General features: G+C 59.8%; 23 protein-coding genes. 7 read left to right on the forward strand and 16 right to left on the reverse strand.

The window, feature by feature from the left end; genetic code table 11:
* Positions 1-24: 24 nt before the first annotated feature.
* The 11 genes from C1949_RS04585 to C1949_RS04635 form a co-directional block, all read right to left on the reverse strand.
* Complete coding sequence (locus C1949_RS04585) at positions 25-1,215, reverse strand: ATP phosphoribosyltransferase regulatory subunit (RefSeq protein WP_104737292.1); 1,191 nt, start codon at positions 1,213-1,215, stop codon at positions 25-27.
* 54 nt (positions 1,216-1,269) lie between these two features.
* Positions 1,270-1,464, reverse strand: coding sequence for a DUF2065 domain-containing protein (locus tag C1949_RS04590; protein ID WP_104737293.1), 195 nt, complete (start codon positions 1,462-1,464; stop codon positions 1,270-1,272).
* Positions 1,465-1,657: 193 nt separating this feature from the next.
* Positions 1,658-2,533 carry a protease modulator HflC gene (gene hflC / locus C1949_RS04595; RefSeq protein WP_104737294.1) on the reverse strand — a complete coding sequence of 292 codons (876 nt, stop codon included), beginning with the start codon at positions 2,531-2,533 and terminating at the stop codon, positions 1,658-1,660.
* Complete coding sequence (gene hflK / locus C1949_RS04600; protein WP_104737295.1) at positions 2,533-3,738, reverse strand: FtsH protease activity modulator HflK; 1,206 nt, start codon at positions 3,736-3,738, stop codon at positions 2,533-2,535. Before hflK ends, hflC begins: the two co-directional genes overlap by 1 nt.
* A 105-nt stretch (positions 3,739-3,843) precedes the next feature.
* Complete coding sequence (gene hflX, locus C1949_RS04605; RefSeq protein ID WP_104737296.1) at positions 3,844-5,145, reverse strand: ribosome rescue GTPase HflX; 1,302 nt, start codon at positions 5,143-5,145, stop codon at positions 3,844-3,846.
* 17 nt (positions 5,146-5,162) lie between these two features.
* Entirely contained in the window at positions 5,163-5,417 is a 255-nt protein-coding gene (gene hfq, locus C1949_RS04610; RefSeq protein WP_104737297.1) for an RNA chaperone Hfq, read from the reverse strand.
* Positions 5,418-5,550: 133 nt separating this feature from the next.
* The gene (gene miaA, locus C1949_RS04615) at positions 5,551-6,543 is read right to left on the reverse strand and encodes a tRNA (adenosine(37)-N6)-dimethylallyltransferase MiaA (RefSeq protein ID WP_104737298.1); all 993 of its coding nucleotides are present in this window, start codon (positions 6,541-6,543) and stop codon (positions 5,551-5,553) included.
* A gap of 2 nt (positions 6,544-6,545) precedes the next feature.
* A complete protein-coding gene (mutL, locus tag C1949_RS04620) occupies positions 6,546-8,411 on the reverse strand; it encodes a DNA mismatch repair endonuclease MutL (RefSeq protein WP_104737299.1) in 1,866 nt (621 codons plus the stop codon).
* Between the two features lies 1 nt (position 8,412).
* Entirely contained in the window at positions 8,413-9,834 is a 1,422-nt protein-coding gene (locus C1949_RS04625; RefSeq protein WP_373289754.1) for an N-acetylmuramoyl-L-alanine amidase, read from the reverse strand.
* 1 nt (position 9,835) lies between these two features.
* Positions 9,836-10,309 (reverse strand): tRNA (adenosine(37)-N6)-threonylcarbamoyltransferase complex ATPase subunit type 1 TsaE, encoded by a 474-nt coding sequence (tsaE, locus tag C1949_RS04630; protein ID WP_104737301.1) that lies wholly within the window; start codon positions 10,307-10,309, stop codon positions 9,836-9,838.
* Positions 10,306-11,808 (reverse strand): NAD(P)H-hydrate dehydratase, encoded by a 1,503-nt coding sequence (locus tag C1949_RS04635; protein ID WP_104737302.1) that lies wholly within the window; start codon positions 11,806-11,808, stop codon positions 10,306-10,308. The genes tsaE and C1949_RS04635 overlap by 4 nt, the downstream gene beginning before the upstream one ends.
* A gap of 69 nt (positions 11,809-11,877) precedes the next feature.
* On the opposite strand from C1949_RS04635, the gene queG reads away from it, so the two are divergent.
* A complete protein-coding gene (queG, locus tag C1949_RS04640; protein ID WP_104737303.1) occupies positions 11,878-12,939 on the forward strand; it encodes a tRNA epoxyqueuosine(34) reductase QueG in 1,062 nt (353 codons plus the stop codon).
* A 4-nt stretch (positions 12,940-12,943) separates the two neighbouring features.
* On the opposite strand, the gene orn is transcribed toward queG, so the two are convergent.
* Complete coding sequence (gene orn / locus C1949_RS04645; RefSeq protein ID WP_104737304.1) at positions 12,944-13,486, reverse strand: oligoribonuclease; 543 nt, start codon at positions 13,484-13,486, stop codon at positions 12,944-12,946.
* A gap of 91 nt (positions 13,487-13,577) precedes the next feature.
* Here orn and rsgA point away from each other — a divergent pair, with 91 nt between their 5' ends.
* Positions 13,578-14,600: a small ribosomal subunit biogenesis GTPase RsgA gene (gene rsgA / locus C1949_RS04650; protein WP_104737305.1), complete on the forward strand. Its 1,023-nt coding sequence runs from the start codon at positions 13,578-13,580 to the stop codon at positions 14,598-14,600.
* A 7-nt stretch (positions 14,601-14,607) separates the two neighbouring features.
* On the opposite strand, the gene motB is transcribed toward rsgA, so the two are convergent.
* Positions 14,608-15,636, reverse strand: coding sequence for a flagellar motor protein MotB (gene motB / locus C1949_RS04655; RefSeq protein WP_104737306.1), 1,029 nt, complete (start codon positions 15,634-15,636; stop codon positions 14,608-14,610).
* Between the two features lie 3 nt (positions 15,637-15,639).
* A complete protein-coding gene (motA, locus tag C1949_RS04660) occupies positions 15,640-16,494 on the reverse strand; it encodes a flagellar motor stator protein MotA (protein WP_104737307.1) in 855 nt (284 codons plus the stop codon).
* Between the two features lie 108 nt (positions 16,495-16,602).
* On the opposite strand from motA, the gene C1949_RS04665 reads away from it, so the two are divergent.
* From C1949_RS04665 to asd, 3 genes are all read left to right on the forward strand, one after another.
* Positions 16,603-18,192 (forward strand): hypothetical protein, encoded by a 1,590-nt coding sequence (locus C1949_RS04665; protein WP_104737308.1) that lies wholly within the window; start codon positions 16,603-16,605, stop codon positions 18,190-18,192.
* 211 nt (positions 18,193-18,403) lie between these two features.
* The gene (locus C1949_RS04670; RefSeq protein ID WP_104737309.1) at positions 18,404-19,213 is read left to right on the forward strand and encodes a rhodanese-like domain-containing protein; all 810 of its coding nucleotides are present in this window, start codon (positions 18,404-18,406) and stop codon (positions 19,211-19,213) included.
* Positions 19,214-19,222: 9 nt separating this feature from the next.
* On the forward strand, positions 19,223-20,071 hold the full coding sequence (asd, locus tag C1949_RS04675) for an archaetidylserine decarboxylase (RefSeq protein ID WP_104737310.1): 849 nt from the start codon (positions 19,223-19,225) through the stop codon (positions 20,069-20,071).
* A 3-nt stretch (positions 20,072-20,074) separates the two neighbouring features.
* Here the strand turns inward: asd and epmA are convergent, their stop codons facing one another.
* Positions 20,075-21,037 (reverse strand): elongation factor P--(R)-beta-lysine ligase, encoded by a 963-nt coding sequence (gene epmA, locus C1949_RS04680; protein ID WP_104737311.1) that lies wholly within the window; start codon positions 21,035-21,037, stop codon positions 20,075-20,077.
* A 69-nt stretch (positions 21,038-21,106) separates the two neighbouring features.
* Positions 21,107-21,673, reverse strand: coding sequence for an elongation factor P (gene efp, locus C1949_RS04685; protein ID WP_083725482.1), 567 nt, complete (start codon positions 21,671-21,673; stop codon positions 21,107-21,109).
* 105 nt (positions 21,674-21,778) lie between these two features.
* On the opposite strand from efp, the gene epmB reads away from it, so the two are divergent.
* The gene (epmB, locus tag C1949_RS04690; protein ID WP_104737312.1) at positions 21,779-22,828 is read left to right on the forward strand and encodes an EF-P beta-lysylation protein EpmB; all 1,050 of its coding nucleotides are present in this window, start codon (positions 21,779-21,781) and stop codon (positions 22,826-22,828) included.
* Positions 22,829-22,990: 162 nt separating this feature from the next.
* Positions 22,991-24,796, forward strand: a complete 1,806-nt coding sequence (locus tag C1949_RS04695) for a molecular chaperone (RefSeq protein WP_104737313.1) — start codon at positions 22,991-22,993, stop codon at positions 24,794-24,796.
* Positions 24,797-24,802 lie beyond the last annotated feature (6 nt).

A 24,802-nucleotide genomic window follows, 5' to 3' on the forward strand; every position in this document is an offset into this window, starting at 1 on the left:
TGAAATGGCCTTGCGGCCCTCTAATCACGAATTCAGTTCGACGACCTGCCAGCTACCCGCAGCAAATACCAGTCGCCGGCCACAGCCATGCTGCGCCGCGTCGGAGTCACCCTGCCCCGGTAACGCGACGATGACGCGCTCACCCTGAGCGCGCAATTGCGCTACTGCGTCCTGCAGCCCCACCTCGGCACTATGTGGCGCCCAGATGCCAGCAGGAACCTCCGCATCAACGATTTGCCCACGCTGAACCAGGAAGCGCAGGTCAGTGGAAAAGCCGGTTGCCGGGCGGGCGCGACCAAAATCACGACCAATATCATCATATCGCCCGCCCTGCGCGACGCTTTGCCCAACGCCCGGGACAAAAGCCGCAAACACAACACCCGTGTGGTAATGATAGCCACGCAATTCGCCGAGGTCGAAATACAGCGGCACACCGGGATAGCGCCGTGCCAGCACCTGTGCAACCTCGGCCAGATCATCCAGCGCCGCCATCACAGACTCAGGCGCACCGTCCAACAGGACGTGTGCACGATCCAGCACCTCGACACCCCCGGACAGCTCAACCAAGCTGCACAGCATGGCACCCAGAGATGCCTGCGGCAGATCACCCACCAGCTGGGCCACCTCGTCTGCCGCCTTACGCTGCAGCGCGTCAAACAACGCCCGTTCGGTTGCCTCATCCAGATTGGCTGCCTGCACCAGGCCGCGATAAATCCCCACATGTCCGATATCCAGATGCACACCCTCGACCTGACAGACGCCCAGCGTCTCCAGCATGAGGGAAATAACCTCGACATCACTGGCACTGGACGCGTCGCCGTAGAGCTCGGCACCAAGCTGAATCAGACTGCGTGAGGTAGACAACGGACGCGGCAGTGTATGCAGCACGCTACCGCAATAACAAAGACGGGAAGGGCCCTCTGCCCCCAGGGTATGCGCATCGATACGCGCAACCTGCGGAGTAATGTCTGCACGCAAACCGAGCATCCGGCCAGACATCTGATCGGTCATCTTGAACGTCTGCAGGTCAAGATCATGACCAGCACCGGTCAACAGTGATTCGAGGTATTCGATATGCGGAGTAATGACCAGGTCATAGCCCCAGCGGGAGAACAGATCCAGCAACTGCCGACGGGCTGCCTCAATACGCACAGCCTCGCGAGGCAGCACCTCGTCGATGCCATCGGGCAGCAACCAGCGATCTACAGTAGGCATTTTCAGAACCTTTCATACAGGGTGACGATGGAGCGGGCCAGCGCCCTGCTCGAACTACGCCACCTGGCGAACCAGATACAGACATAGGGTACCGAGCAACATACTGACAAGACCTGCCAGTCGCACCTGACGCGCACTCAGGTCGCCGATACCGCTCATCATTCGTTGCCAACGCTCAGGCATCAGGAAAGGCAATATGCCCTCAAGCACCAGCACCAGACACAGCGCGGTAAGAATTTCCTGCCACATGCTGCCCTCTTGAGCGCCGACCCGCCCGCCGTAACGGCTTCAAGCGGTCACAAAAAAGCCGGGATTTCCCGGCTGCGCAAGTGTAACACGTTTTCTGCGGCGGACACCCCGGCATTAGCCCCAATTAAGCGAGCCGCCGACAGAAAAACGGGCCACCCCATGGGCGACCCGTTACACTTGCTGCAGACTCCGATCAACGCTTGACCGGATTACCCTGCATATACTTAAAGAACTCGCTATCCGGGTCCAGCACCAGCATGTCGGAACGGCTGGCGAAGCTCTCACGATACGCCTGCAAACTGCGCGAGAACGAGTAAAACTCGGGATCCTTGTTGTAGGCTTCGGCATAGATCGCGGCCGCCTTCGCGTCACCATCACCGCGAATCTTCTCAGACTCACGGAACGCCTCGGCAAGAATCACACGCTGCTGACGATCAGCATCCGCGCGAATACCTTCTGCCAGCTCCGTCCCCTTGGCACGGTGCTCACGCGCCTCGCGCTCACGCTCGGTACTCATCCGATCAAAAACGCTGCGGTTAACCTCGGCAGGCAGATCGATTGCTTTGACCCTGACGTCTACCACTTCGATACCCAGCTCACGACGCGCGCTCTCATCCAGGGTTGCGGTGATATCCGCCATCAACTGATCACGCTCACCCGAGACCACCTCATGCAACGTGCGGCGAGCCACCTCGTTGCGCAGGCCGGATTCGAGCTGACGCGACAGACGCTCTTCAGCAATCGCACGCAGACCTGAGGTTGCGGTGTAAAACAGCTGCACATCTGCGATCCGCCACTTGGCGTAGGAATCGACCATCAGCGCTTTCTTCTCCAGCGTCAGATAACGCTGAGTTGCGGTATCGAGCGTCAGCAAGCGACCATCAAAAGTATGCGCTTCCTGCACAAACGGCAGCTTGAAGTGCAGACCTGGAGCAACGTCGCTCTCCACCACCTTACCGAACTGCAGAACAATGGCGCGCTCTGTCTGGTTGACGACAAAGAAGGCGTTCCAGCCGACAATGATCGCCGCCAGCAGAACAATCAAACCCATCAGAGACTTGTTACTCATCAGCGAGACTCCCTGGAACGCAGATCGCGCTGCTGCGAAGAAGTTGAACGGCTGGCAGAAGAATCACCCTGCGAAGCCGACGGCAAACTGGACGAGCCACTCACCGACGGAGACGCACTACCACCCTGCCCCATCATCTTGTCGAGCGGCAGATACAGAAGATTGTTGCTGCCCTCGCCGCCTGACACCATAACCTTGCTGGTGCTGCTCAGCACGTCCTGCATGGCATCCAGGTACATACGCTCACGCAACACACCTGGCGACGCCTGATACTGCTCCAGCAGGAGGTCAAAACGCTTGGCCTCACCCTCAGCGCGAGCAATCACTTCATCATGGTAACCGCTGGCCTCTTCGAGCATGCGCTGGGCGCGGCCGCGAGCTTCAGGAATGACACCGTTGGCATAAGCCTCAGCCTGGTTGCGGGCACGCACTTCGTCTTCCTTGGCGCGAATCACGTCATCAAACGCGTCCTGCACCTCAGCTGGCGCCTGCGCATTCTCAATGTTGACCTGAGTAACGGTAATACCAGTATTGTAGGCATCCAGGTAGCGCTGCAGACGCTCGGTAACCTCTACCGCCATCTGCTCACGACCTTCGGTCAGCACCTGGTGCATCGGCGTCGAGCCAACGACGTGCCGCACCGCACTTTCGGTAGCGTGACGCAAGCTAGTTTCTGGGTCTTCCACCTTGAGTACGAAGTTTTCCAGGTTGGAAATGCGGTACTGAATCGCCACCGGCACTTCAACGATGTTCTCGTCTTCGGTCAGCATCTGCCCCTTCTGACGATAGGAACGTACCTGAGTAACATTGCGCTGGAACTTGCTTTCCACCGGCGGAAAGTACAGATGCAAGCCGGAACCTACCGTACGGTTGTACTCACCAAAGCGAAGAATAACCGCCTGCTCCTGCTCATCGACCATATAGACGGCCTTGAACGCCCAGAAACCGAGCACCAGAATCAGCGCCAGCCCCCAGATCCAGCCCGGAATACCACTGCCACCGCTGCCGCCCCGGTCAGAGCCGCCGTTGCCGCTGCGCTTGCCCGAGCCAAAAAGGTTGTTCAGGCTATCCTGTAACTTGCGCAGCGCCTCATCCAGATCCGGCGGACCTTGCTTGCCGCCGCGATTACCACCGCGATTGCCACCGCTACCCCAAGGGTCCTGGTCGTTTGAATTGTTGCCGCCACCAGGCTCATTCCAGGCCATAGCGTTCTCCGTTGTCTGTAACGTTCAAGGTCCGGGAGTTGTCCCGTAACCGGGTGCCATCCTACCGTAAACCGCGCGACGTACGCGAACCACGCCCGCGCACTTTCATTGCAAAGTATGTTGCTGCAGAAACTGCTCCGGCTGCCAACCCTCGCGCTTGAGCAGACGATTGAAATCACTGCGCTGCAGGCGCACATCCAGTTGAGGGCGCCCGTCCTCACACACAGACTCACTCAGCACCGCCCCCACAGCATAGAACTGGGCGCGCAGGCGTGCTTCGGCATACCCCAGCACAATCTGCTCATGTATCACGTCATCACCAACGCGCTCAGCGATAGCCTGCTGCAGCAAATCCAGCCCCAGCCCCTTCTGGGCAGAGATCCAGACACGCACCGCGACACCGTCTTCGTTGCGCTGGATTTGCGGCTCAAACCCGTCAATCAGGTCAATCTTGTTGAAAACCTCAAGCGTCGGCAGCTCAAGCGCACCGATCTCGCCGAGCACCACATGAACCTGCTCCATGTTGGCTTCGCGCTCTTCGTCCGCAGCGTCAATCACGTGCAGCAGCAGATCAGCCTGGCTGGACTCCTCAAGCGTGGCGCGAAAAGCCTCGACCAGCTTATGCGGCAGATGCCGAATAAAACCTACCGTGTCAGCCAGAATTACCGGACCAACATCATTGAGCTCAATCCGCCGCAGGGTCGGGTCGAGGGTCGCAAACAGCTGATCAGCCGCGTACACCTCGGAGGTAGTCAGAGTATTGAACAGCGTGGACTTGCCCGCGTTGGTATAACCCACCAGCGAGACAACAGGAATTTCGGCTCGACGACGGGAACGCCGGGCCTGATCGCGCTGACTGCGAACCTTCTCCAACCGCTTGGTAATCTGCTTGATGCGAACCCGCAACAGTCGGCGGTCGGTCTCCAACTGGGTTTCACCCGGCCCACGCAAACCGATACCACCTTTCTGGCGTTCAAGGTGAGTCCAACCGCGAACCAGACGAGTGCTCAGATGGTCGAGCTGGGCCAGCTCAACCTGCAGCTTGCCCTCATGGGTACGAGCGCGCTGCGCAAAAATATCGAGGATCAGGCCGGTTCGGTCAATCACACGACACTCAAGCTCTCGCTCAAGATTACGCTCCTGGCTGGGCGTCAGAATGTGATTAAAAATAACCAGATCACCTTCACTGGCCTTCACCAGCGCTCGCAATTCCTCGACCTTTCCAGGACCAATGAGGAATCGCGGCGTCGGCTTGTGACGCGTAATGGTAAGGAAACCTGCATTTTCAGCTCCGGCAGAACGCACCAGCTCGATGAATTCGTGCGGATCTTCCCGGCGCTGCTCATCTACGCCTTCAAGGTGAACGAGGATCGCACGCTCACCCCCTTCGTGACGCTCAAAAAACAATCAGGCCCCCTGCATCATCAGGAATTGCCAGCTTCAGCTTCATCTGCACCTGGCTGAGTCGGCAAACGTACCGGGCGACCCGGAACGACGGTAGAAATTGCGTGTTTGTAGACCATCTGGCTGACAGTGTTCTTCAGCAGAATGACAAACTGGTCAAAAGATTCGATCTGGCCCTGCAGCTTGATGCCGTTAACCAGATAAATGGATACCGGAACACGTTCCTTGCGCAGAACGTTCAGGTAAGGGTCTTGTAGAGAATGCCCTTTTGACATTGCCTCACTCCTTTCATGGAAACCGTATAATTTTTACGCATCATAACAATGCAATTTGGCCGGCCTGTCCATTATCCGAAAGACGAGCAGGCTTGTACCGCGCACAGACTAAGGGCTGGCGGAAGCGTCAGGACTATATTGCGACGGCTTCCAGCACTTTCAAGGCCCGCTCAAACCTTTTCGGATCAAGACTGTCGAGCCATTCAATCGGCGCATGCCAGCCACGCAACCAGGTGAACTGCCGCTTGGCCAGTTGGCGCGTCGCGATGATTCCGCGCTCGCGCATTTGCTCGTAATCAAGCCGACCATCCAGATAATCCCAGACCTGCCGGTAACCGACCGCACGAATGGAGGGCATACTGACATCCAGATCCCCTCTCGCGTGCAACGCTTCGACCTCTGAAATCAGCCCTTGTTGCAACATCAGCGAAAAACGCTCGGCAATTCTTTGATGCAGAACCGAACGCTCCTGCGGCGCGACCGCCAGATAGCGCACAGTATAAGGTAAAACACCGCTCTCCGGCGCCTGTCCTGAGGCTTTTTCTGCGTGCTGACGTCGGTGCCATTCACTCAGTGTAATACCGCTGCTGAGAAATACCTCATACGCTCGCTGAATACGTTGCGGATCGTTCGGATGGATGCGCGCACCGGCCTCTGGATCAGCAGCCGCCATTGCCTTATGAACAGCCTCCCAGCCCTGCTCCTGCGCCAACGCTTCTATTCGCGCACGAACAGCCGGATCAGCCGAGGGCATGACCGCCAGACCGCCCATCAGCGCCTTGAAATAGAGCATGGTCCCGCCGACCAGCACGGGCACCTTGCCCCGCGCGGTAATGTCCCGGATCAGCGCCAGCGCGTCATCGCGGAAACGCGCCGCAGAATAGGGCTCAGCAGGATCGAGTATGTCAATCAGGTGATGGGGATAACGGGCAAGAGTCTCGGCGTCGGGCTTGGCAGCGCCGATATTCATGCCGCGATACACCAGCACGGAATCAACACTGACCAGCTCACAGGGAAAGCGATCAAACAGATGCATCGCCAGGTCGGTCTTGCCGGACGCTGTCGGCCCCATAAGACAAATCAGCGGCGGACGTTCAGGTGTCGCCGGACCAGCCAGCCGCGCCATGCTCAACGCCCTCGCAGGAACAGCTTGTCCAGCTCGGCCATGCTCAACTGAGTCCAGGTTGGGCGTCCATGATTGCACTGCCCACTCCGCTCAGTCTGCTCCATATCACGCAACAATCCATTCATCTCCGCCAGTGTCAGGCGCCGATTGGCGCGCACAGAGCCATGGCAGGCCATGGTCGCGAGCAACTCATTAAGGTGCGCCTGGATGCGGTCGCTGGTGCCGTACTCCAGCAGATCGCTCAGCACATCGCGCACCAGTTGCTCCGCGTCGGCCTGCCGCAACAACGCTGGTATCTCGCGAATGGCCAGCGATTCGGGGCCCATACGCTGCAAGGACATTCCCAAACGAGTGAACCACTCGGCATGCTCATCAGCGCAATCGGCCTCACGCTGGCTCACCGCCAGGGTTTCCGGAACCAGCAATGGCTGACTGCGCAGCCCCTCCTGGTCCATCGCCAGCTTTAACCGCTCATAAGTAATCCGCTCATGGGCGGCATGCATATCCACTACCACCAGACCGAGCGCATTCTCAGAGAGAATGTAAACCCCATGTAATTGTGCAACCGCATAACCCAGCGGCGGAATCTCGTCGTCCTTCGACGCCTCTGGCAGACCTGCGCTGACCGACCCAACACCGTACAGGCCTGCATAGGCCGCACCAGTACCTGCGGGCGGCGCCTGCAACGGTGAGTGGGGCGACCTGTCACCGGCATCCCAGCGCGCAGGCGGCTCGTTCAGCGCCATACGCTGCTGACCAGAGAACACACCGGTATCGATCCCACTTGCGGCAGGCTGCGCCTGCAGCGGATTCAACGCCGGAGCAACAGCGGCCTCGCCATCTTCCCCATCCACCTGATCGCCCGGACGCTGATCCGCCAGCGCGCGGTACAAGGTGCTGAACAGAAAGTCATGCACCATCCGGCCATCACGGAAGCGAACCTCATGCTTGGTCGGATGCACATTCACATCCACCACAGCGGGGTCCAGCTCCATAAACAGAACAAAGGTCGGATGACGACCGTTGAACAGCACATCGCGATAAGCCTGACGCACAGCGTGCACTACCAGCTTGTCGCGAATCATCCTGCCGTTAACGAAGAAATACTGCAGATCAGCCTGGCTGCGCGAAAACGTCGGCAACCCAACCCAGCCCCATAACCGCAAGCCACTGCGCTCATGGTCGATGAATCGTGATTGCTCGACGAACGCCGGACCACACACCGTCGCAACGCGACGACGCGCTTCCTGCTCGGTGCGGGCGGGCGGCAGACTGAACACCGGCCGACCGTTATGACGCAGATTGAAACCGACATCAAAACGTGACAACGCCAGCCGCTTGACCACCTCCTCGAGATGGGAAAACTCGGTCTTTTCGGTGCGCAGAAACTTGCGCCGGGCTGGCGTATTGAAAAACAGGTCACGCACTTCAACGGTCGTGCCCTGAGGGTGCGCTGCAGGCCGGATGTTCGGGGCCATGTCGCGCCCCTCGGTTTCAACCTGCCAAGCCTGGTCTGCCCCGGCAGGACACGAAGTCAGCGTCAACCGGGAGACCGAACTGACCGAGGCCAGCGCTTCGCCGCGAAACCCCAGAGTTGCAACCTTTTCCAGATCGTCCAGGTCACGGATCTTGCTGGTGGCATGACGGGACAATGCCAGCGGCAAGTCATCCTGCTCAATTCCTGAACCATCATCGCGTACGCGCAGCAGCTTGACGCCCGCTTGCTCGACGTCGATATCCACGCGCGTGGCGCCTGCATCAAGGCTGTTTTCAAGCAATTCCTTGATAACCGAGGCAGGACGCTCAACAACTTCACCAGCCGCGATCTGGTTAGCCAGACGCGGGCTCAATAATTGAATTCGGGACATATCAGCGTTCGTTCTGGACCAGCATGCTGCTGGCCGGCACCTTGAGCACCTGGCCAACCCGGATCTGATCAGTAGAAAGGTCATTGGCCGCGCGCAGACTTGCCAGCGAGACCTGATAGATGTTGGCGATCATCGAAAGGCTGTCACCGCGGCGTACCGTATGCTCACGGGGGCCCTGCGCCAGCTGACCACTCGCTTTGAGTGCAGCAATACGGGTTCCCGGCGGTGGGTTGCGATGGAAATAGCCTCTAAGCCCGGTATAGATGGCCCGTGCCATGGCCTGCTGATGACTGCGAGTCACCAGCTTGCGCGCCTCGCCAGGATTCGAAATAAAGCCGGTCTCAACCAGAATCGATGGGATATCTGGTGATTTCAGCACCATGAAACCGGCCTGTTCCACACGTGACTTGTGCAGACGATTCACCTGACCGACAGACGAAAGCACTTGCTGCCCCGCATCCAGGCTCGCCGACAGGGTTGCCGTCATCGACAAATCAAGCAGCACACTGGCAAGCACCTGATCCTTGTTATCGAGGCTCACCCCACCGACACCGCCGATCAAGTCGGAACGGTTTTCCCGATCAGCCAGCAGGCGTGCCGTCTCCGAGGTTGCCCCACGATCAGACAGGGCGAACACGGACGCACCGTTGGCACTCGACCGGGTAAAGGCATCGGCATGGATCGAGACAAACATATCTGCGTTGTGCTGACGAGCAATCTCCGTGCGCCGGCGCAGGGGGATGAAATAATCCCCGGTCCGCACCAGCTCTCCCCGGAAACCCGGCTCGGCGTCAATCAGGCGCTTGAGATCACGGGCAATAGCCAGCACGACTTCCTTCTCACGCGCTCCGCCATAGCCAATGGCGCCCGGGTCCTCACCACCGTGACCGGCATCAATTGCCACCACAATATCTCGGCTGCCAGCCTCTGCTGCCGAGCGAGTCGACGTCTGCGGCAACGGTGTTGCAGAAGGGGCAGCTGGTTGCGGCAAGGAAGCCGATGGCCGCGTCTGGTCGTACAGATCAACCACCAGACGATCCCCATACTGCTGGTTGGGCGGCAACACAAAGCTTTTGGGGTTGACCTGCTCGGAAAGGTCAAGCACCACACGCAGTCCGTCGCCGTCACGGGGGGCAGCCCGCAAGCCCCGCAGCGGCGTGTTCTCCAACGGCAGCTCACTGGTATCGGCCACCAGACGTGCGTTGCTGATGTCGATGACGATGCGTTCGGGGTTGGACAGAGTGAACAGGGTGTGCTCGGCAGGCCCACTTAAATCAAACACCAACCGAGTATTGTCGGGTGCCCGCCAGAGACGGACACTTTTGATGTCCGCAGCCTGCACAAAGGACGACAGCAGCCCCAGCAGCGCAGCCACTGCGCCCAGCCGGGCAAGACGCCCCTTCCTCACGCTTGTGCGTATCACGCTAGCCTTCACTCCGCATCTGTTGAATCCGTTGACACGTCATTTCCCCGTGTGAAGTCTCACCGGTCAATGTCAGACGCCGCCCGTCGCCCACGGCATCAATGGTAATCGTCAGGTCCGGTCTTGGCAAAACTCCCCGCCCCTTCTCCGGCCATTCAATGAGGCAGAGGTTTTCCCCGTCAAAATAGTCGCGAACGCCGAGAAACTCCAGCTCCTCGGGACTGGCAAGACGATATAAATCAAAGTGATAGACGTTGGCACAGGCAAGCTCGTAGGGCTCCACCAAAGTATAGGTGGGGCTTTTTACCGGTCCCTGCTGGCCAAGTGAGCGAATGATACCGCGACTCAGCGTGGTCTTGCCCATCCCCAGATTGCCATCCAGGTAGACAACACCATGCCCCTGCAAGGCGCTGGCAATATCACCACCCAACGCCGTCATCGCCTCTTCGCCAACTGCATGCAACTCCAGCCTCATTCGACTCCCCGCTGATTCAATACCCTGCGAATGGCAGGCATCATGTCGCCGGCCCTGATACCCACCTCGCCGCCGCTCAAGGCCAACATGTCGCCTGCCAGCGCGTGAACCAGCACAGCATACCGCGCCGCCTGCTCGGCGGGAACGCGCTGGGCCAGCAGCGCCCCCAGCAACCCGGAGAGCACATCGCCCATACCTCCGACTGCCATCCCCGGATTGCCCGCCCCACAGACCGCGGGCAACTGCCCCATCGCCACCGGACTGGCAACCAGCGAGCCCACCCCCTTAAGAACCGCATGACAGCCGAGAGGTTCGATCAAACGCTGCACCGCGTCGAGGCGATCGCTCTGCACCGCGCCAGTTGAGCAACCCAGCAAACGCGCAGCTTCAGCCGGATGCGGCGTAATGACGGTGTTTGCACCCAGAGTGAGCGGCCCTGAGCGTTGAGCCAGCAGATTCAGCGCATCGGCATCCAGTACCCGGGGCAACGCTGCTTCCAGGCACGCTGACAGCATTTCCTCCGCCCAGCCAGTGCGCCCCAACCCAGGCCCCACCACCAGCGCATCCGCCGTCGCCAGCAGTGGCGCCAGCTCCTTAACGCTCGCGACGGCCCTCACCATCACTTCAGGGCTCCGCGCCAGCAACGGCGCAACGTGCTCAGCGCAGGTCGCCACGCTAACCTTGCCGGCGCCGCTGCATAACGCCGCTTCCGCCGCCAGCATGATTGCACCACCCATGCCCGGCCCACCGCCGACCAGCAGCAGATGACCGAAGCTCCCCTTGTGCGCCGACCGTGTCCGCGCCGGCAAGCACCCTCGCCAGCGCTCCAACTGCAACAATTCCAGCGACCCCGGCACCTCTTCTGGCAGCGGCTCGGCTAACGCCGCGTAAATCAGTTCGCCACAAAAATCCGGCCCCAGCGCGGTCAACAAACCAAGCTTCAGGGTAATAAAAGTAACCGTGGCATCAGCCTGAACCGCGGCGCCCAGAGGGACGCCGCGATCCGCATCCAGCCCGCTGGGCACGTCAATGGCAAGCACCGGACACGCCGTATTGTTTATCGCGGCTATCGCCTCAGCGAAGTGCGCGCGCACCGCCCCGGTCAGCCCGGTGCCTAGCAGCGCATCCACTACCACGCCATCAAGAACCACATCCGGCGTCCATGCCAGAACCGAAACACCTGCCTGTTGCGCCTGCTGCCAGGCGATAGCAGCATCACCAGTTAGTCGCTCTGGCGGCGACAGCGTCCACACGTGCACACGCCAGCCCTCAGCAAGGGCAAGGCGGGCCAGCAGGTAGCCGTCACCCGCGTTGTTGCCCGCGCCACACAAGACCGTGACACATCCGACATCGGGCCAACGGGCCAGCAGTGCCTGCCAGGCCGCCTGCGCAGCACGCTCCATTAGCTCAATTCCGGCAATCCCCGAGGAAATCAGGGCAGCGTCCATCTGCCGGGTCTGCTGACGGGAATGGACCCTGAATGGCATCGGATCGGACATCGATAGGCTCCTGCACGGGTTGTCTGGCACAATTATACGGGAATCCTGCCACCCAGCCCCAGCAACCACATGCCCGATACCGCAAACTACCAAGCCATCGCCGACCAGATTCGCGCCCTTGCCGGCGAGCTGGGGTTCCAACAGCTGGGTATCGCCGCTCCCGATATCGGTGATCACGAAGAATGGCTCCAGCGCTGGCTGGCGGCCGGATATCACGGTGAGATGGAATGGATGGCCAGCCACGGCACCAAGCGCACCAGGCCGGCAGAGCTGGTTCCCGGCACTCAACGGGTCATTTCAGTGCGCATGGACTATCTGCCGGCAGACAGCGCTATGACCAAGCGTCTGGCCAACCGTGATAGTGCTTATATATCCCGCTATGCGCTGGGACGCGACTACCACAAACTGATTCGTCGACGACTGCAACAACTGGCTGACCGCATCCAAAACCTAATTGGGCCGTTCGGCTACCGCGCCTTTGTCGACAGTGCACCGGTCATGGAACGCGCCCTAGCCACGCGCTCCGGTCTGGGCTGGATTGGCAAGAACACCATGCTGATCAACCGCAAGGCCGGTAGCTACTTTTTCCTCGGCGAGCTGTATACCGATCTGCCGCTACCGCTTGATAAGCCTCAGCAGACCGAACATTGCGGCAAATGCACGGCCTGCCTTGAACGCTGCCCTACCGACGCGTTCGTCGGACCGCATCTGTTGGACGCTCGACGCTGCATCTCATACCTGACAATCGAGCTGAAAGGCGCGATTCCCGAGCAACTGCGCCCCCTCATGGGAAACCGGGTGTTCGGATGCGATGACTGCCAACTGGTCTGCCCCTGGAACCGTTTTGCCAAGGCGACGACGGAATCGGACTTCAGCCCTCGCCACCAGCTGGATCAGGCCGATCTGGTTGAGCTGTTCAGCTGGGACGAAGACACCTTCCTGCAGCGCACCGAAGGCTCCCCGATTCGCCGGATCGGTCACGAGCGCTGGTTGCGCAACCTGGCGGTAGGCCTCGGTAACGCCACCACCAGTATTCCCGTGATCGAGACCCTCAAGCGGCGTCGCAACGATCCGTCAGAGCTGGTACGCGAACATGTAGCCTGGGCACTGCGGCAACACGGCGTTGCCTGATCCCTCAGAACCGGATGAAATGCTCGCGGTAGTGCTGCAACTCGGCAATGGAATCACGAATATCGTCCATAGCCAGATGACTGCTCTGTTTCTTGAAGCCGTTCTTTACCTCTGGAGCCCAGCGCGCCGCCAACTCCTTGAGGGTTGAGACATCCAGATTGCGGTAATGAAAGAACTTTTCCAGCGCCGGCATGCCGCGATAAAGGAAGCGGCGGTCCTGGCAGATACTGTTGCCGCACATCGGTGATTTACCCGCGGGCACCCAGCTGGACAGAAACTCAATGGTCTGCTGCTCAGCATCAGCCAGGCTGATCTTGCTGTCCCGCACCCGCTGGGTCAGGCCAGACTGCCCATGCTGACGGGTATTCCACTCGTCCATGCCATCAAGCAAAGCGTCTGGCTGCTTGATGGCCAACGAGGGGCCCTCGGCCAGTACATTGAGCTCGGCGTCGGTCACAATCGTGGCAATTTCGATGATCACGTCGTTATCAGGATCCAGGCCAGTCATTTCCAGGTCGATCCAGATCAGGTTGTCGGGGTGTTGCATGGGAGCTCCTGCATGGGTGTGGGACGCGCGAAACGCACAATGTCTGCAGTATAACTGCTAAACTGCCGCCGATTATTCAGACTCCGAGTCCATGGCCAAACGAAACCTTAGTCGCCGCCAAAACTGGCGCATCCAGAAGATCCAGGACGAGCGCGCCGCGCGCGCCGACCGCCGCGCCGAACGAGCAGAGGAAAGCCTGGTCGGTGGCGACCTTGGCAGCGAGCAGCCGGGTCTGGTGATTGCACACTTTGGCGTACAGGTTGACGTCGAAGCCACCAGCGGCGAGCTGGCAGGCCAGATTCGCCGTTGCTATCGCCGTGCCAATCTACCTGCACTGGTTACTGGCGACCGAGTCGTCTGGCGCCCAGACAACCAGCAAGGTGGTGTCATTGTCGCCCAGCAGGAGCGCCAGACCGAGCTTTGCCGCCCGGACCAGCGCGGCCAGTTGAAGCCGGTAGCCGCCAATGTTGACCGACTGATCATCGTCTTTGCGCCACTGCCCACGCCGTACACCAACCTGATTGACCGCTATCTGGTCGCAGCCGAGCAGGCTGACATTGAACCACTGCTGGTAATGAACAAATCGGACCTGCTGAAAACCAGCCCTAACCCGGAACTGCTGCAATGGCTGGATGACTACAGCCGACTGGGGTACCGCACGCTGCTACTGTCGGCGGGCGAAGGGGACGGTCTGGACAACCTGCGAGCAGAACTGAAGGACCATACCAGCGTGTTCGTTGGCCAGTCCGGGGTTGGCAAGTCGTCATTAATCAACGCGCTACTACCCGGTCAGGACCTGCGCGTCGGCGCTCTGTCGGAAAGTACTGGCAAGGGCACCCACACCACCACCACCGCGAAGCTGTTTCATTTCCCGGCGGGCGGTGACCTGATCGACTCGCCCGGCATCCGTGAATTCGGCCTGACACACATCTCACACGATGAACTGCTCGAAGGCTTTATCGAATTTCGGCCATTCCTGGGCCATTGCCGCTTCCGCGACTGCCAGCACCTGCACGAACCGGGTTGCGCGTTGCTTCAAGCGGTTGAAGCAGGTGACATCTCAGCGATCCGCATGAGCAGCTATCGCCACATCCTCTCAACCCTTGCCAACTGAGGCGTCCTTACTGCTGCAGGCGTCTGATCGGTTCGGCACTATCAAACAGATTAAGGCGTCGTTCGTTTGCCGGCTCGGCTGCTGCAGGCTCTGCGACAGGCGCACTCTCCTCCGGCGCTACGGGTTCCGCTGAAGGTTCAACCGGCTGGGGCGGCGACTCAGGCTCCAGCGGGGCAGACGCCGGCGCCTCAGCCGCATCGGTGCCATCCAGCAGTTGCTCTTCCGCATGTTTATTCAGCACGACGATATCGATGCGCCGATTGGTCGGGCTCATCGGATTTTCGCGATCGAACAACGCCGAATCGGCATAACCGACCACCCGCGCCACCTGCTGCTCGGGGTAGCCCGCCGCCAGCAGAGTACGGCGCGCGGCATTGGCCCGATCGCTCGACAGCTCCCAGTTGCCATAGCCACTGCGCCCGACATAGGGCTGGGCATCAGTGTGCCCACTGATACTGATTTTCTTGTTGACCTTGGCAATGGTGTCGCTCAGCGACAGCAGGATATCTTCGAAGTAAGGCTGCAGCTGGGCGCTACCGCTGGCGAACATCGGCCGATTCTCCGCATCGACGATCTGGATACGCAAGCCGTCCTGGGTAATCTCGACCAGAATCTGATCCTTGAACCGCTGCAGTACCGGCTCACTGTCGATCTGATTTTGCAGCTCCTGCAGCAACTGCTCCATGTCCCGGCGCTCAACCTGATCCGCAAGCTGCCTGGCAGAGTCCTCATCGATCATTTGCTGATCCTCGGGATCTTCAGTCTTGTTCAGCGTGCGCTCCGGAGCAACCTCTGGCGATCCGCCAAGATCAATGGCAAATGGGCTCCCCCCTTCACTGAAGCCCACCGGATCATTGAAGTAGCCGGACACACTGCGCAACTGCTCCGGTGTCGCGACTGTCAGCAGCCACATCACCAGGAAGAACGCCATCATCGCCACTGCGAAGTCGGCAAAGGCAATCTTCCAGGAGCCACCGTGATGGCCGGCCTCCTTGCGGGTCACACGCTTGACGATAATCGGCTGATTGTTGTCCACCGCTTAGCGTCCCTTAACCGAATCTTCCAGCTCGGTGAAGCTGGGACGGTGCTCGGGCAACAGCGACTTGCGACCAAACTCCACCGCCAACGCTGGCGGCAGCCCCTGCGCACTGGCAACGAGCGTCATCTTGATCGCTTCATAGGTATTGGCCTCCTCGTGCGCGGTGTGTCCCATCGCACTGGAAAACGGACCAACAAAACCGTAGGCGGCGAGAATACCCAGGAACGTACCCACCAGCGCCGTGGCTACCTTCTCACCAATTTCCGACTGCTCAGCATCACCGAGGATCCCCATGGTTATCACGATCCCCAGAACGGCAGCGACGATACCGAAGCCGGGCAACGCGTCCGCAACGCGGGTGACCGCGTGCGAGGGCTCCAGCAGTTCCTCGGTCAGTGCGGAAATCTCGACATCAAACAGCGCTTCCAGCTCATGCGGGGCCATGTTGCCGGTCGACATGATGCGCAGATAGTCACAGATGAACTCCGTCATCATCTTATCGTTGAGGATTGCGGGATATTTACTGAAGATCGGGCTTTCGCTCGGCTCCTCGATATCCTGCTCGATGGCCATCATCCCCTCGCGCCGGCTTTTGTTGAGCACCTCGTAGAGCAAACCCAGTACATCAAGGTAGAACGGTTTGGAAAAGCGATGACCAAAAATGATGGCTGGCCCGGCACGCAGGCACTTTTTTACTATGGCGCTGCTGTTGGCCACCAAAAAGGCGCCAAAGGCAGCACCGCCAATGATCAGGATCTCGAAAGGATGCCAGAGCGCTGCGATGTGGCCACCCGACAACAGGAAGCCTCCCAACACACTGCCGATAACAACAACAAAACCACCAATTTTCAACATAGATTCGAGGTATCCAGAACGAGCCGGCGCGCGTCGCCGCGCAGGGCAGCAAAGTACTGCCTTTCAGGTTATAGTCGTGCAGAAGACTAGTATAAAGCTGTGAGGCGCATGAGCACACACCCCAACAACGGTAACAGAGAGGTTATCGGCGAATTGCGGCAGAAGCTGAGCGACTGCGTGCTGCCTATCAGCCCCGCCGACCAACACTCTCTGGTCGAGCATCTGGAGAGTGATCTGCTCAGCATCACTGAGCTGACCCAAGAGATCATGCGCTCGCCGGTCGCCGCGCTCCACATCTGTCGCGCCGCCGGCGCAGCGGCGCGCAAGCGTGATGTTGATGTGCTGACACTGGAGCAGGCCTGCTCGCTGCTCGGCACTCAACGCATTGCACAACTGCTGAAGGACCTTCCGGTAGTCGACCCGCAACAATTGCCCTGGGCCTACCGCCAGTTGCTGAGCATCAGTGAGCATGCGGTCAGTCAGGCGCAAGGGCTATTCGCCCACCGCATCGCCAGACTCTGGCACGAGATGTCACTAGCGACCCTGCTGTTTCTCTCTCCTTTATGGACTCTTGCCTACCTCAAGCCGCACTTGTTCCAGCACTGGGAAGGCCTGAACAACGGCGTTCTGCCTGACGGCGTCACCCGTCGCCAGGTTGCCGAAACCACCGCAAGCGGCTTCAAGCTCGTCCAGTTGGTGGCTCAAGACTGGTGGCTACCGCCATGGATACTGCAGGGCTACCGCTCACTGAACGATAATCGGCGAACGATGGTCAAGGCACTGCACGTTGCACGCGACAGCGCACATCCGCAGGACCAGCAGGCCCAGCTGGACAGTGACCGCGAACTGTATCGCTGGCTGACCCAGCCCGCCAACAGCGCGCTGATCTCCAACGGCATCGCATTGAGCAGCCACGACAGCTGGTACAAACGACACACCCTGCGCTGGCAGAAGCTGACCGCCCTTTACCTGAACTGCGACGTCGCTGACGCCCAGCGGTTGACTCATGAGAATGCCGTCAACAGTGCCCACGAGCAGTTCGCACGCAACGGCAGTGACCTCTTGCTCCCAGCCACTCGCCTGCTGCACCCGGTGACGCTCACCGGCGCGACCAACAAGGTGTCAGAACCGGTCAGCGCAACAGCCACCAACTCCAGTGGTACCAGCAACAACCGCTCCGCCGCCAACCCGGAATTGTGGCGATCGCTATGTTTAAAACTGAGCAAGCAACCGGAATCGTTCAACAACCTGACGCAGCTATTGGAGTGCGCTCAAAATGCTCTGATTAACGGGCTCGGCTTGCCTGCCAGCTGGATCGCACTGTCCAGCGCCGGCACCCACCAGTTGGTGATCGCGGTTGCAAGTGGCTTCAACAACGAGCAGCCGGTCGCCGGCGCCGCCATTGGCAGCAGCCGCGAAGGCAGCTGGCCAACGTGGCTGCTCAGCGCCAACAGCCATGATATTGACCAACGGCAACGCGCAACACACGCCGCCACGCTGCCCGACAAGGTGTTACAGCTAAGCGCAGGAAACGCATTTCACCTGACACCACTGGTGCACAACCAGCAACTGATCGGTCTGGTCTTCGTCAGTACCGGCAACGACCAATTGCTCGCCCCCAAACACCTGCAGGCAGTAGTAAAGACCACTCAATGCCTGCACAAGGCGCTGCTGCACTTCAAGCAACGCCACCAGTAACCGGGGACCGATATGAGGTCACTGCCAAAGGCAGCCGGTACCAGAAAGAGCACAGTGTCACGCGCCACAGGCCAGCAACAACCAAACCTCGTGACTCGCGCCCTGCCCTACGCCAAAATAGGGCTGGCGCAGTCAAGATGAGCGTCAACAGTCCCAAGCATTCACCTTTTCGACGGATCGCCTGAGCGTTCCAACCCGGGAGACCTTGCCTATGGCGCCCTCCACGTTACCACTACTCATTGAGCCGGCCGACCTGTCGCTGCCGCTGGACGCCGAGCATATTCGCCTCGTCGATCTCAGCAGCACAGAGCAATATCAAACCGGGCACATCCCGGGGGCAGTGCACCTGGCTCCGGCACGCACAGCTTCGCCAGCCCCCCGCCCAGGGCCACTGCCGGGCCTGCCCGAATTACAGGCCATTTTTGCCGAACTGGGGCACCGGGACGATCTCCACTACGTTGTGTATGACGATGAAGGGGGTGGCTGGGCCGGACGCTTCATCTGGATGCTCGACTGCATCGGCCATACGCACTACAGCTACCTCAATGGCGGCCTTAAAGCATGGATTGCAGACGGGTTGCCGCTAGAGAGTGCGCCGCAGCAAGCCACACCTACGACACCGACGATCACACCAAATGACCATCACACTGTCACTCTGGCAGCGCTGATGGCAGACCTGCATAACCCCGATCGCGCTATCTGGGATGCACGCTCGCCACAGGAATACCGCGGCGAGAAAGTCGTTGCCAGCAAGGGCGGACATATACCCGGCGCGGTCAACTTTGAATGGACAGCCGGGATGGACCCAGAGCGCGGCCTGCGCATACGTGCAGACATGGCCGAGCAGCTGCAACAACGGGGCATCACCCCGGACAAGGAAGTTGTCACCCACTGCCAGACGCACCACCGCTCCGGCTTTACCTATCTGGCAGCCAAGCTGCTGGGCTACCCTCGCGTCAAGGCCTATGCTGGCTCATGGTCCGAGTGGGGCAACCACCCTGACACCGAAGTAGAACTCTAAGGAAGTCCCATGCCTGATCGCCTTTTCATCCTGTTTCAGTACCTTCTGCCGCACCACCTGCTGTCACGCCTGGCTGGCTGCCTGGCCAATTGCACCTGGAGCTGGGTCAAGAACCCCTTCATTACCTGGTTCGTCAAGCGCTATCAGGTTGATATGAGCCAGGCGCTGGAAGAGAACCCAACGGCTTACAGCAGCTTCAACGACTTTTTTACCCGCGCCCTTAAACCCGATGCGCGCCCACTGGACCAGACCTCAGGCAGCATCCTCTGCCCCGCCGATGGCGCCATCAGCCAGCTCGGCAAGATTGAACACGGCCGTATATTCCAGGCCAAGGGACACAGCTTCAGCGTACAGGAACTGCTCGGCGGCAACGCCGAACTAGCAGCCCCCTTCCAGGGCGGCGAGTTCGCGACTGTTTACCTGTCGCCTCGGGACTACCACCGCGTACACATGCCATTGGGCGGTACCCTGAAGGAAATGATCTACGTTCCGGGCAAACTTTTCTCGGTCAACCAGACCACTGCTAAGAACGTGCCAGAGCTGTTCGCCCGGAATGAACGGGTGGTGTGCCTGTTCGATACCGAAGCCGGTCCAATGGCCGTCGTTCTGGTCGGCGCGATGATCGTTGCGTCGGTTGAAACCGTATGGGCCGGCCTGGTTGCCCCGCCCAGCCGCGAGCTGCGCAGCACCGCCTACGGCCAGGCTGCACCGAGCCTGGAAAAAGGTGACGAGATGGGCCGCTTCAAACTGGGCTCAACCGCTATCGTCCTGTTTGGCCCTGATGCAATGCGCTGGAGTGAATCAGTCAAGGCCGGCGACAGCGTCCAGATGGGACAACTGATGGGCAACGTCGCCTGATTTTCAGGCACGCTGCGTATCGAACGCAATAACCTCGGCGATCGTGCTGGCGCCCAGCGCCAGCATCACCAACCGGTCAACCCCCAGTGCCACGCCAGCACATGACGGCATACCCGCCTCCAGCGCATCAACCAAAGGCATGTCGATCGGCAAGACTGACAGCCCCAACGCCTCCCGCTGCTGCTGATCCAGCTGAAAACGCCGCAACTGCTCATTGGCATCGGTCAGCTCAAAGTAACCGTTGGCCAGCTCCATCCCCCGCACGAACATCTCGAAGCGCGCGGCGCTGGGCACCACATCATCGCCCTCAACAACTTGCGCCAGCGCCGCCTGCGACGCCGGAAACGCATAAACCATGGTCGGCGCCTGCAACTGTGGCTCGACGCAATCGGAAAACAGCAGATTCAGATAACCATCGCGCGACAGCTCACCCTGAAAGCCGCATCGGGCGGCGGCCAGCTTTTGCAGGTCGGCATCACCGCACCGGTGAATATCCAGGCCGGTATGCTCGGCAAACACGGCAGCGTAACTGACCCGCCGCGCAGGCGCGCAGGCAAGCACCTCGCGAACCAGCGCGTCCACCTCATCCATTAACTGGTGGTGATCGAACCCGGGGCGATACCACTCCAGCATGCTGAACTCCGGATTATGCCGACGCCCCATCTCGCCATTGCGAAACACCTTGCACAACTGCCAGATAGCCCCACTACCCGCCGCCAGCAAGCGCTTCATCGGATATTCCGGAGAGGTATGCAGATACAGCGTCGCTGCCTGCCCGCCACCCTCCGGGATGTAATCAGCGGAAAAGGGGTGCAGAAACGGATCACTAACCGCAGCATGCGACAGGCTGGGGGTATCCACCTCCAGCACCTGCCGCTCGGCAAAGAAGCGACGAATGCGATTGATGATATCCGCGCGTTGACGCAACGCCTCAATAGACGCACTGGGCCGCCACTCTCTAGTCATGCTGGACACCTCGAATTACAGACACAAAAAACCGGGGCTTAGCCCCGGTTTCGTCAACTGCCGACGCTATCAGGCGCGACCAACATACTCGCTGGAACGGGTATCGACCTTCAGCACGTCGCCGGTGTTGATGAACAGCGGCACCTTGACCACAGCGCCGGTTACCAGCTTGGCCGGCTTGTTGCCACCACCGGAGGTATCACCACGCACGCCCGGGTCGGTTTCAACGACTTCCAGTTCGACAAAGTTCGGCGGAGTCACGGCAATCGGTGCACCATTGAACAGGGTCACGGTGTAAACCACCTGCTCTTTCATCCAGTTCATGCAGTCACCAACGGCTTTCTCGTCAGCGCCGTACTGCTCAAAGGAGCCGTCAGTCGCCATGAAGTGCCAGAACTCACCGTCGGTGTACAGGTATTCCATTTCGCGATCCATCACGTCTGCGCCTTCCAGGCTGTCGCCCGACTTGAAGGTACGCTCGTTGACGCGACCGGTTTTCAGGTTGCGGACCTTGACGCGGTTAAACGCCTGGCCTTTGCCCGGCTTGACGTATTCGTTCTCGAGGATCGAGCACGGATCACCGTCCAGCATCACCTTAAGACCCGGTTTGAATTCGTTGGTAGAATAGTTGGCCATACAAGTTCCCACTTTCAATTGAATGGATGATCCGACTCGCGCCACACCATCAGTGTGCGAGGCAGTCAGTCGGACACCCTGACACCCATGCGCGGAAAAACGCCAATGATACATGGTTCTGCAGTTCGTGTTGAGTCTGCCAACTGGCAAAATATCCTCGCCAACAGCGTCACCAGCCCGGCCGAACTGCTCCATCGCCTGCAACTGGAAAGTTCACTGCTGCCCGCAGCCTTGGCGGCGGCCGACAGCTTCCCGCTGCGAGTACCTGAGCCCTACCTCAACCGCATGCGCTCGGGCGATATCCATGATCCGTTGCTGCGCCAGGTCCTGCCCATTGGCGAAGAGCTGACAGAACAGCCAGGGTATGTACTGGATCCACTGGGTGAACAGCATACCAACGCACGGCCCGGGATCATTCACAAGTACCATGGTCGCCTGCTGCTGGTCGTCAGCAGTGGCTGCGCCGTCAACTGCCGCTACTGCTTTCGCCGTCATTTCCCTTACGACGACAACAATCTCAGCACCAGCGAGTGGGATGACGCCCTCGACTATATTCGTAGCGACACCAGCATCAGCGAGGTCATCTACAGTGGTGGCGATCCGCTCGCGGCCAATGACCGTCGCCTGGCGTGGCTTACCCGCGCCATTGCGGCAATCCCCCATGTCCGGCGACTGCGTGTGCATACCCGGCTCCCCATCGTCATCCCCCAGCGCATCACACCCGAGCTGATTGATGCCCTGTGCGGCACACGCCTGCCGGTCACCATGGTCTGGCACTGCAACCATGCCGCCGAACTGGATGCCCTGACCGGGGACGCCGCCGCCCGACTGCGCCAGGCGGGGGTCATACTGCTCAACCAGGCGGTCCTGTTGCGCGGCGTCAATGACAGCGTGGAGGCACAGCAGGCGCTCGGAGAGGCACTAGGCGATGCAGGCATATTGCCCTATTATCTCCACTTGCTTGACCGCGTACGTGGTGCCAGCCACTTTATGGTTCCGGACGACGAAGCACGGGAACTTGTCGGTGCGCTGCTGACTTGCATGCCTGGCTATCTGGTACCCAGACTGGTGCGAGAAGTTGCCGGCGAGCCCGGAAAAGTACCCGTCAGTGTTGAGCTGATGCACGACGCATCCTCAAAACCGAATCAGGCGTGATCCCAAGGCCATATCACGCACGGAACAGCATGCTTAGCCAGTTGATGTCTAAGCTGCTAGAGTGTCTTCTCAGAAGGCAGTTTCCCCCACTGAGCCACGGACGAGCGGCACGAGATGCAAGCCGAAATCAGGCCGTAGACGTTTGTACTGGATACAACAGTTATGGATAGCACAACGCAGAAAATGCATTTGCGGATACCTCAGCAGACCCTCAGCAACCTGAGCTTCGCCGAGGGGTCCGAGAAAGGCATAGCCCAGTGGCTGGCTAATCTGCCAAAAGCCAACATTGGCGAGACCGCGCGACAGCTGTATCAAGGATTGATAGAGCTCAACCAGTACAACGTACCTGCCGACAAGCGCCTGGCGATGCTGGAACGCATCCGGCCGGAAGTGCACTACGTCTGCACAGCGCTGTCACGCTACTACCTTGGCCAGTCAATCGTGCTTGAAGACAAGCCACGCAAGGTTGCCAACCTGTCGCAGTCACTGCAAAACCACCTCGCCAACGGCTACAAGATAATCGTTGCCCAGGAACGCAGCATCAAGTCACGTGACCACGCCAACCTGATGACACTGGCCCTCCAACGCTCAATCCGCGGACTTTGCGGGCCGCTGCTACGCGCCTTTCAACTCTACTGCCCGGTTGCCGACGGTGTTTGGCTGGAGCTACACCAGCTTTATCAACTGGCACGCAAACGCGGCCTTCACCAGACACCTGTCCCCGACAGCGAAAGCGCTGATCGCCAGCCCCTGAGCATTGAACAATGCTATCTGGTTGCCTTGCTGATGGGTGCAGGCCGTCCGAACCAAATGCGCCAGAGCGCAATGGGCCGCCTGTTTGCCACCCTCGAAGACTGGAGTCGCCACGCTCGCCTGGTATCGCCGGAAGACACCAAGGCGTTGTTTATCATCAACCCTGATATGGACTGTCCGCCGCGCTACAAATCCCTGATTCGTGGCGAAAGCCTCGACAACAGCCTGGGACTAGATACCCGCAAGCTGGTCAATGGCATCAAGGAATTCATGACCGCTGGCAGTGACTATCACGGCGACCTGCACATCCCCAACGCGCTAGGCATTGAGCTGCTTCAGCATGTCAGCCAGTCCTGGGGGGACTTAGCCGAGCGTACCTTCAACCGGATTCCGAGCCAGGGTCATCTACGCGTCAGTATCGGCATGAGCGCTACTCACTACCGGATCTCCGGTAAAAACTTTGCGCGAATGATCGACGCCAGTGAAGCCGAACTGAACCCCTTCTCGGACGCAGCCCAACGCGCCCGCGAGGGTGGCTGGAGCAGCGCCTTCGACGGTGGCAGTGGCGGTGGTGGCAGCGGCGGCTCAGTCGAGTGGCACTCGGCTGGCGTGGAGCAGATTGATTATGGCAACAGCCTGGGAGACCAGGACGAAGGCGATGAACAATATCCGATCCACACCCTGCCCATCGTCAACCACAGCCCGGGCGGCTTCTGCCTGACCTGGCCGAAGGAAGTTCCAAAGCAGTTGCAGGCTGGCGAGCTGCTCGGCATTCAGGAAGCCAACGAACAGGACTGGAGTCTGGCGGTCGTGCGCTGGATTCGTCAGGTTCGCGGCGGTGGCACCCAGATGGGTATTGAGCTGATTGCGCCACACTGTACCCCCTGCGCGGCCAAGCTGATCCGCAAGACCGGCGAGCCGAGCCAGTATCTGCGCGCCCTGCTACTCCCCGCGGTGACCGCTATCGACCGCCCGCCAACCATTATTACCCCGCGCCTGCCGTTCCAGGTTCACAGCAAAATCAACATCCTGCACAGCGGCAAGACCGAAAAGGCCAACCTTAGCGGCAGGGTGACAGCAACCGGCAGCTTCAGCCAGTTCGAATACCATCTGATTGATCAGGCAGTGGCAGAGAGCAGCCAATCTGAGACAAGCAGCGCATCTTTGGTCACTGGCCCAGAAGATGACTTTGACTCACTCTGGAAGTCTCTGTAGATTCAA

Source organism: Halopseudomonas oceani, from assembly GCF_002903165.1.
Classification (GTDB): Bacteria; Pseudomonadota; Gammaproteobacteria; order Pseudomonadales; family Pseudomonadaceae; genus Halopseudomonas; species Halopseudomonas oceani.

What these genes read in the sequence shown, in the direction of transcription:
- C1949_RS04585 (WP_104737292.1), bottom strand. Translation starts at nt 1,215, where the DNA reads ATGCCTACTGTAGATCGCTGGTTGCTGCCCGATGGCATCGACGAGGTG.
- C1949_RS04590 (WP_104737293.1), bottom strand. Translation starts at nt 1,464, where the DNA reads ATGTGGCAGGAAATTCTTACCGCGCTGTGTCTGGTGCTGGTGCTTGAG.
- hflC (WP_104737294.1), bottom strand. Translation starts at nt 2,533, where the DNA reads ATGAGTAACAAGTCTCTGATGGGTTTGATTGTTCTGCTGGCGGCGATC.
- hflK (WP_104737295.1), bottom strand. Translation starts at nt 3,738, where the DNA reads ATGGCCTGGAATGAGCCTGGTGGCGGCAACAATTCAAACGACCAGGAC.
- hfq (WP_104737297.1), bottom strand. Translation starts at nt 5,417, where the DNA reads ATGTCAAAAGGGCATTCTCTACAAGACCCTTACCTGAACGTTCTGCGC.
- miaA (WP_104737298.1), bottom strand. Translation starts at nt 6,543, where the DNA reads ATGGCGCGGCTGGCTGGTCCGGCGACACCTGAACGTCCGCCGCTGATT.
- mutL (WP_104737299.1), bottom strand. Translation starts at nt 8,411, where the DNA reads ATGTCCCGAATTCAATTATTGAGCCCGCGTCTGGCTAACCAGATCGCG.
- tsaE (WP_104737301.1), bottom strand. Translation starts at nt 10,309, where the DNA reads ATGAGGCTGGAGTTGCATGCAGTTGGCGAAGAGGCGATGACGGCGTTG.
- C1949_RS04635 (WP_104737302.1), bottom strand. Translation starts at nt 11,808, where the DNA reads ATGTCCGATCCGATGCCATTCAGGGTCCATTCCCGTCAGCAGACCCGG.
- queG (WP_104737303.1), top strand. Translation starts at nt 11,878, where the DNA reads ATGCCCGATACCGCAAACTACCAAGCCATCGCCGACCAGATTCGCGCC.
- orn (WP_104737304.1), bottom strand. Translation starts at nt 13,486, where the DNA reads ATGCAACACCCCGACAACCTGATCTGGATCGACCTGGAAATGACTGGC.
- rsgA (WP_104737305.1), top strand. Translation starts at nt 13,578, where the DNA reads ATGGCCAAACGAAACCTTAGTCGCCGCCAAAACTGGCGCATCCAGAAG.
- motA (WP_104737307.1), bottom strand. Translation starts at nt 16,494, where the DNA reads ATGTTGAAAATTGGTGGTTTTGTTGTTGTTATCGGCAGTGTGTTGGGA.
- C1949_RS04665 (WP_104737308.1), top strand. Translation starts at nt 16,603, where the DNA reads ATGAGCACACACCCCAACAACGGTAACAGAGAGGTTATCGGCGAATTG.
- C1949_RS04670 (WP_104737309.1), top strand. Translation starts at nt 18,404, where the DNA reads ATGGCGCCCTCCACGTTACCACTACTCATTGAGCCGGCCGACCTGTCG.
- asd (WP_104737310.1), top strand. Translation starts at nt 19,223, where the DNA reads ATGCCTGATCGCCTTTTCATCCTGTTTCAGTACCTTCTGCCGCACCAC.
- epmA (WP_104737311.1), bottom strand. Translation starts at nt 21,037, where the DNA reads ATGACTAGAGAGTGGCGGCCCAGTGCGTCTATTGAGGCGTTGCGTCAA.
- efp (WP_083725482.1), bottom strand. Translation starts at nt 21,673, where the DNA reads ATGGCCAACTATTCTACCAACGAATTCAAACCGGGTCTTAAGGTGATG.
- epmB (WP_104737312.1), top strand. Translation starts at nt 21,779, where the DNA reads ATGATACATGGTTCTGCAGTTCGTGTTGAGTCTGCCAACTGGCAAAAT.
- C1949_RS04695 (WP_104737313.1), top strand. Translation starts at nt 22,991, where the DNA reads ATGGATAGCACAACGCAGAAAATGCATTTGCGGATACCTCAGCAGACC.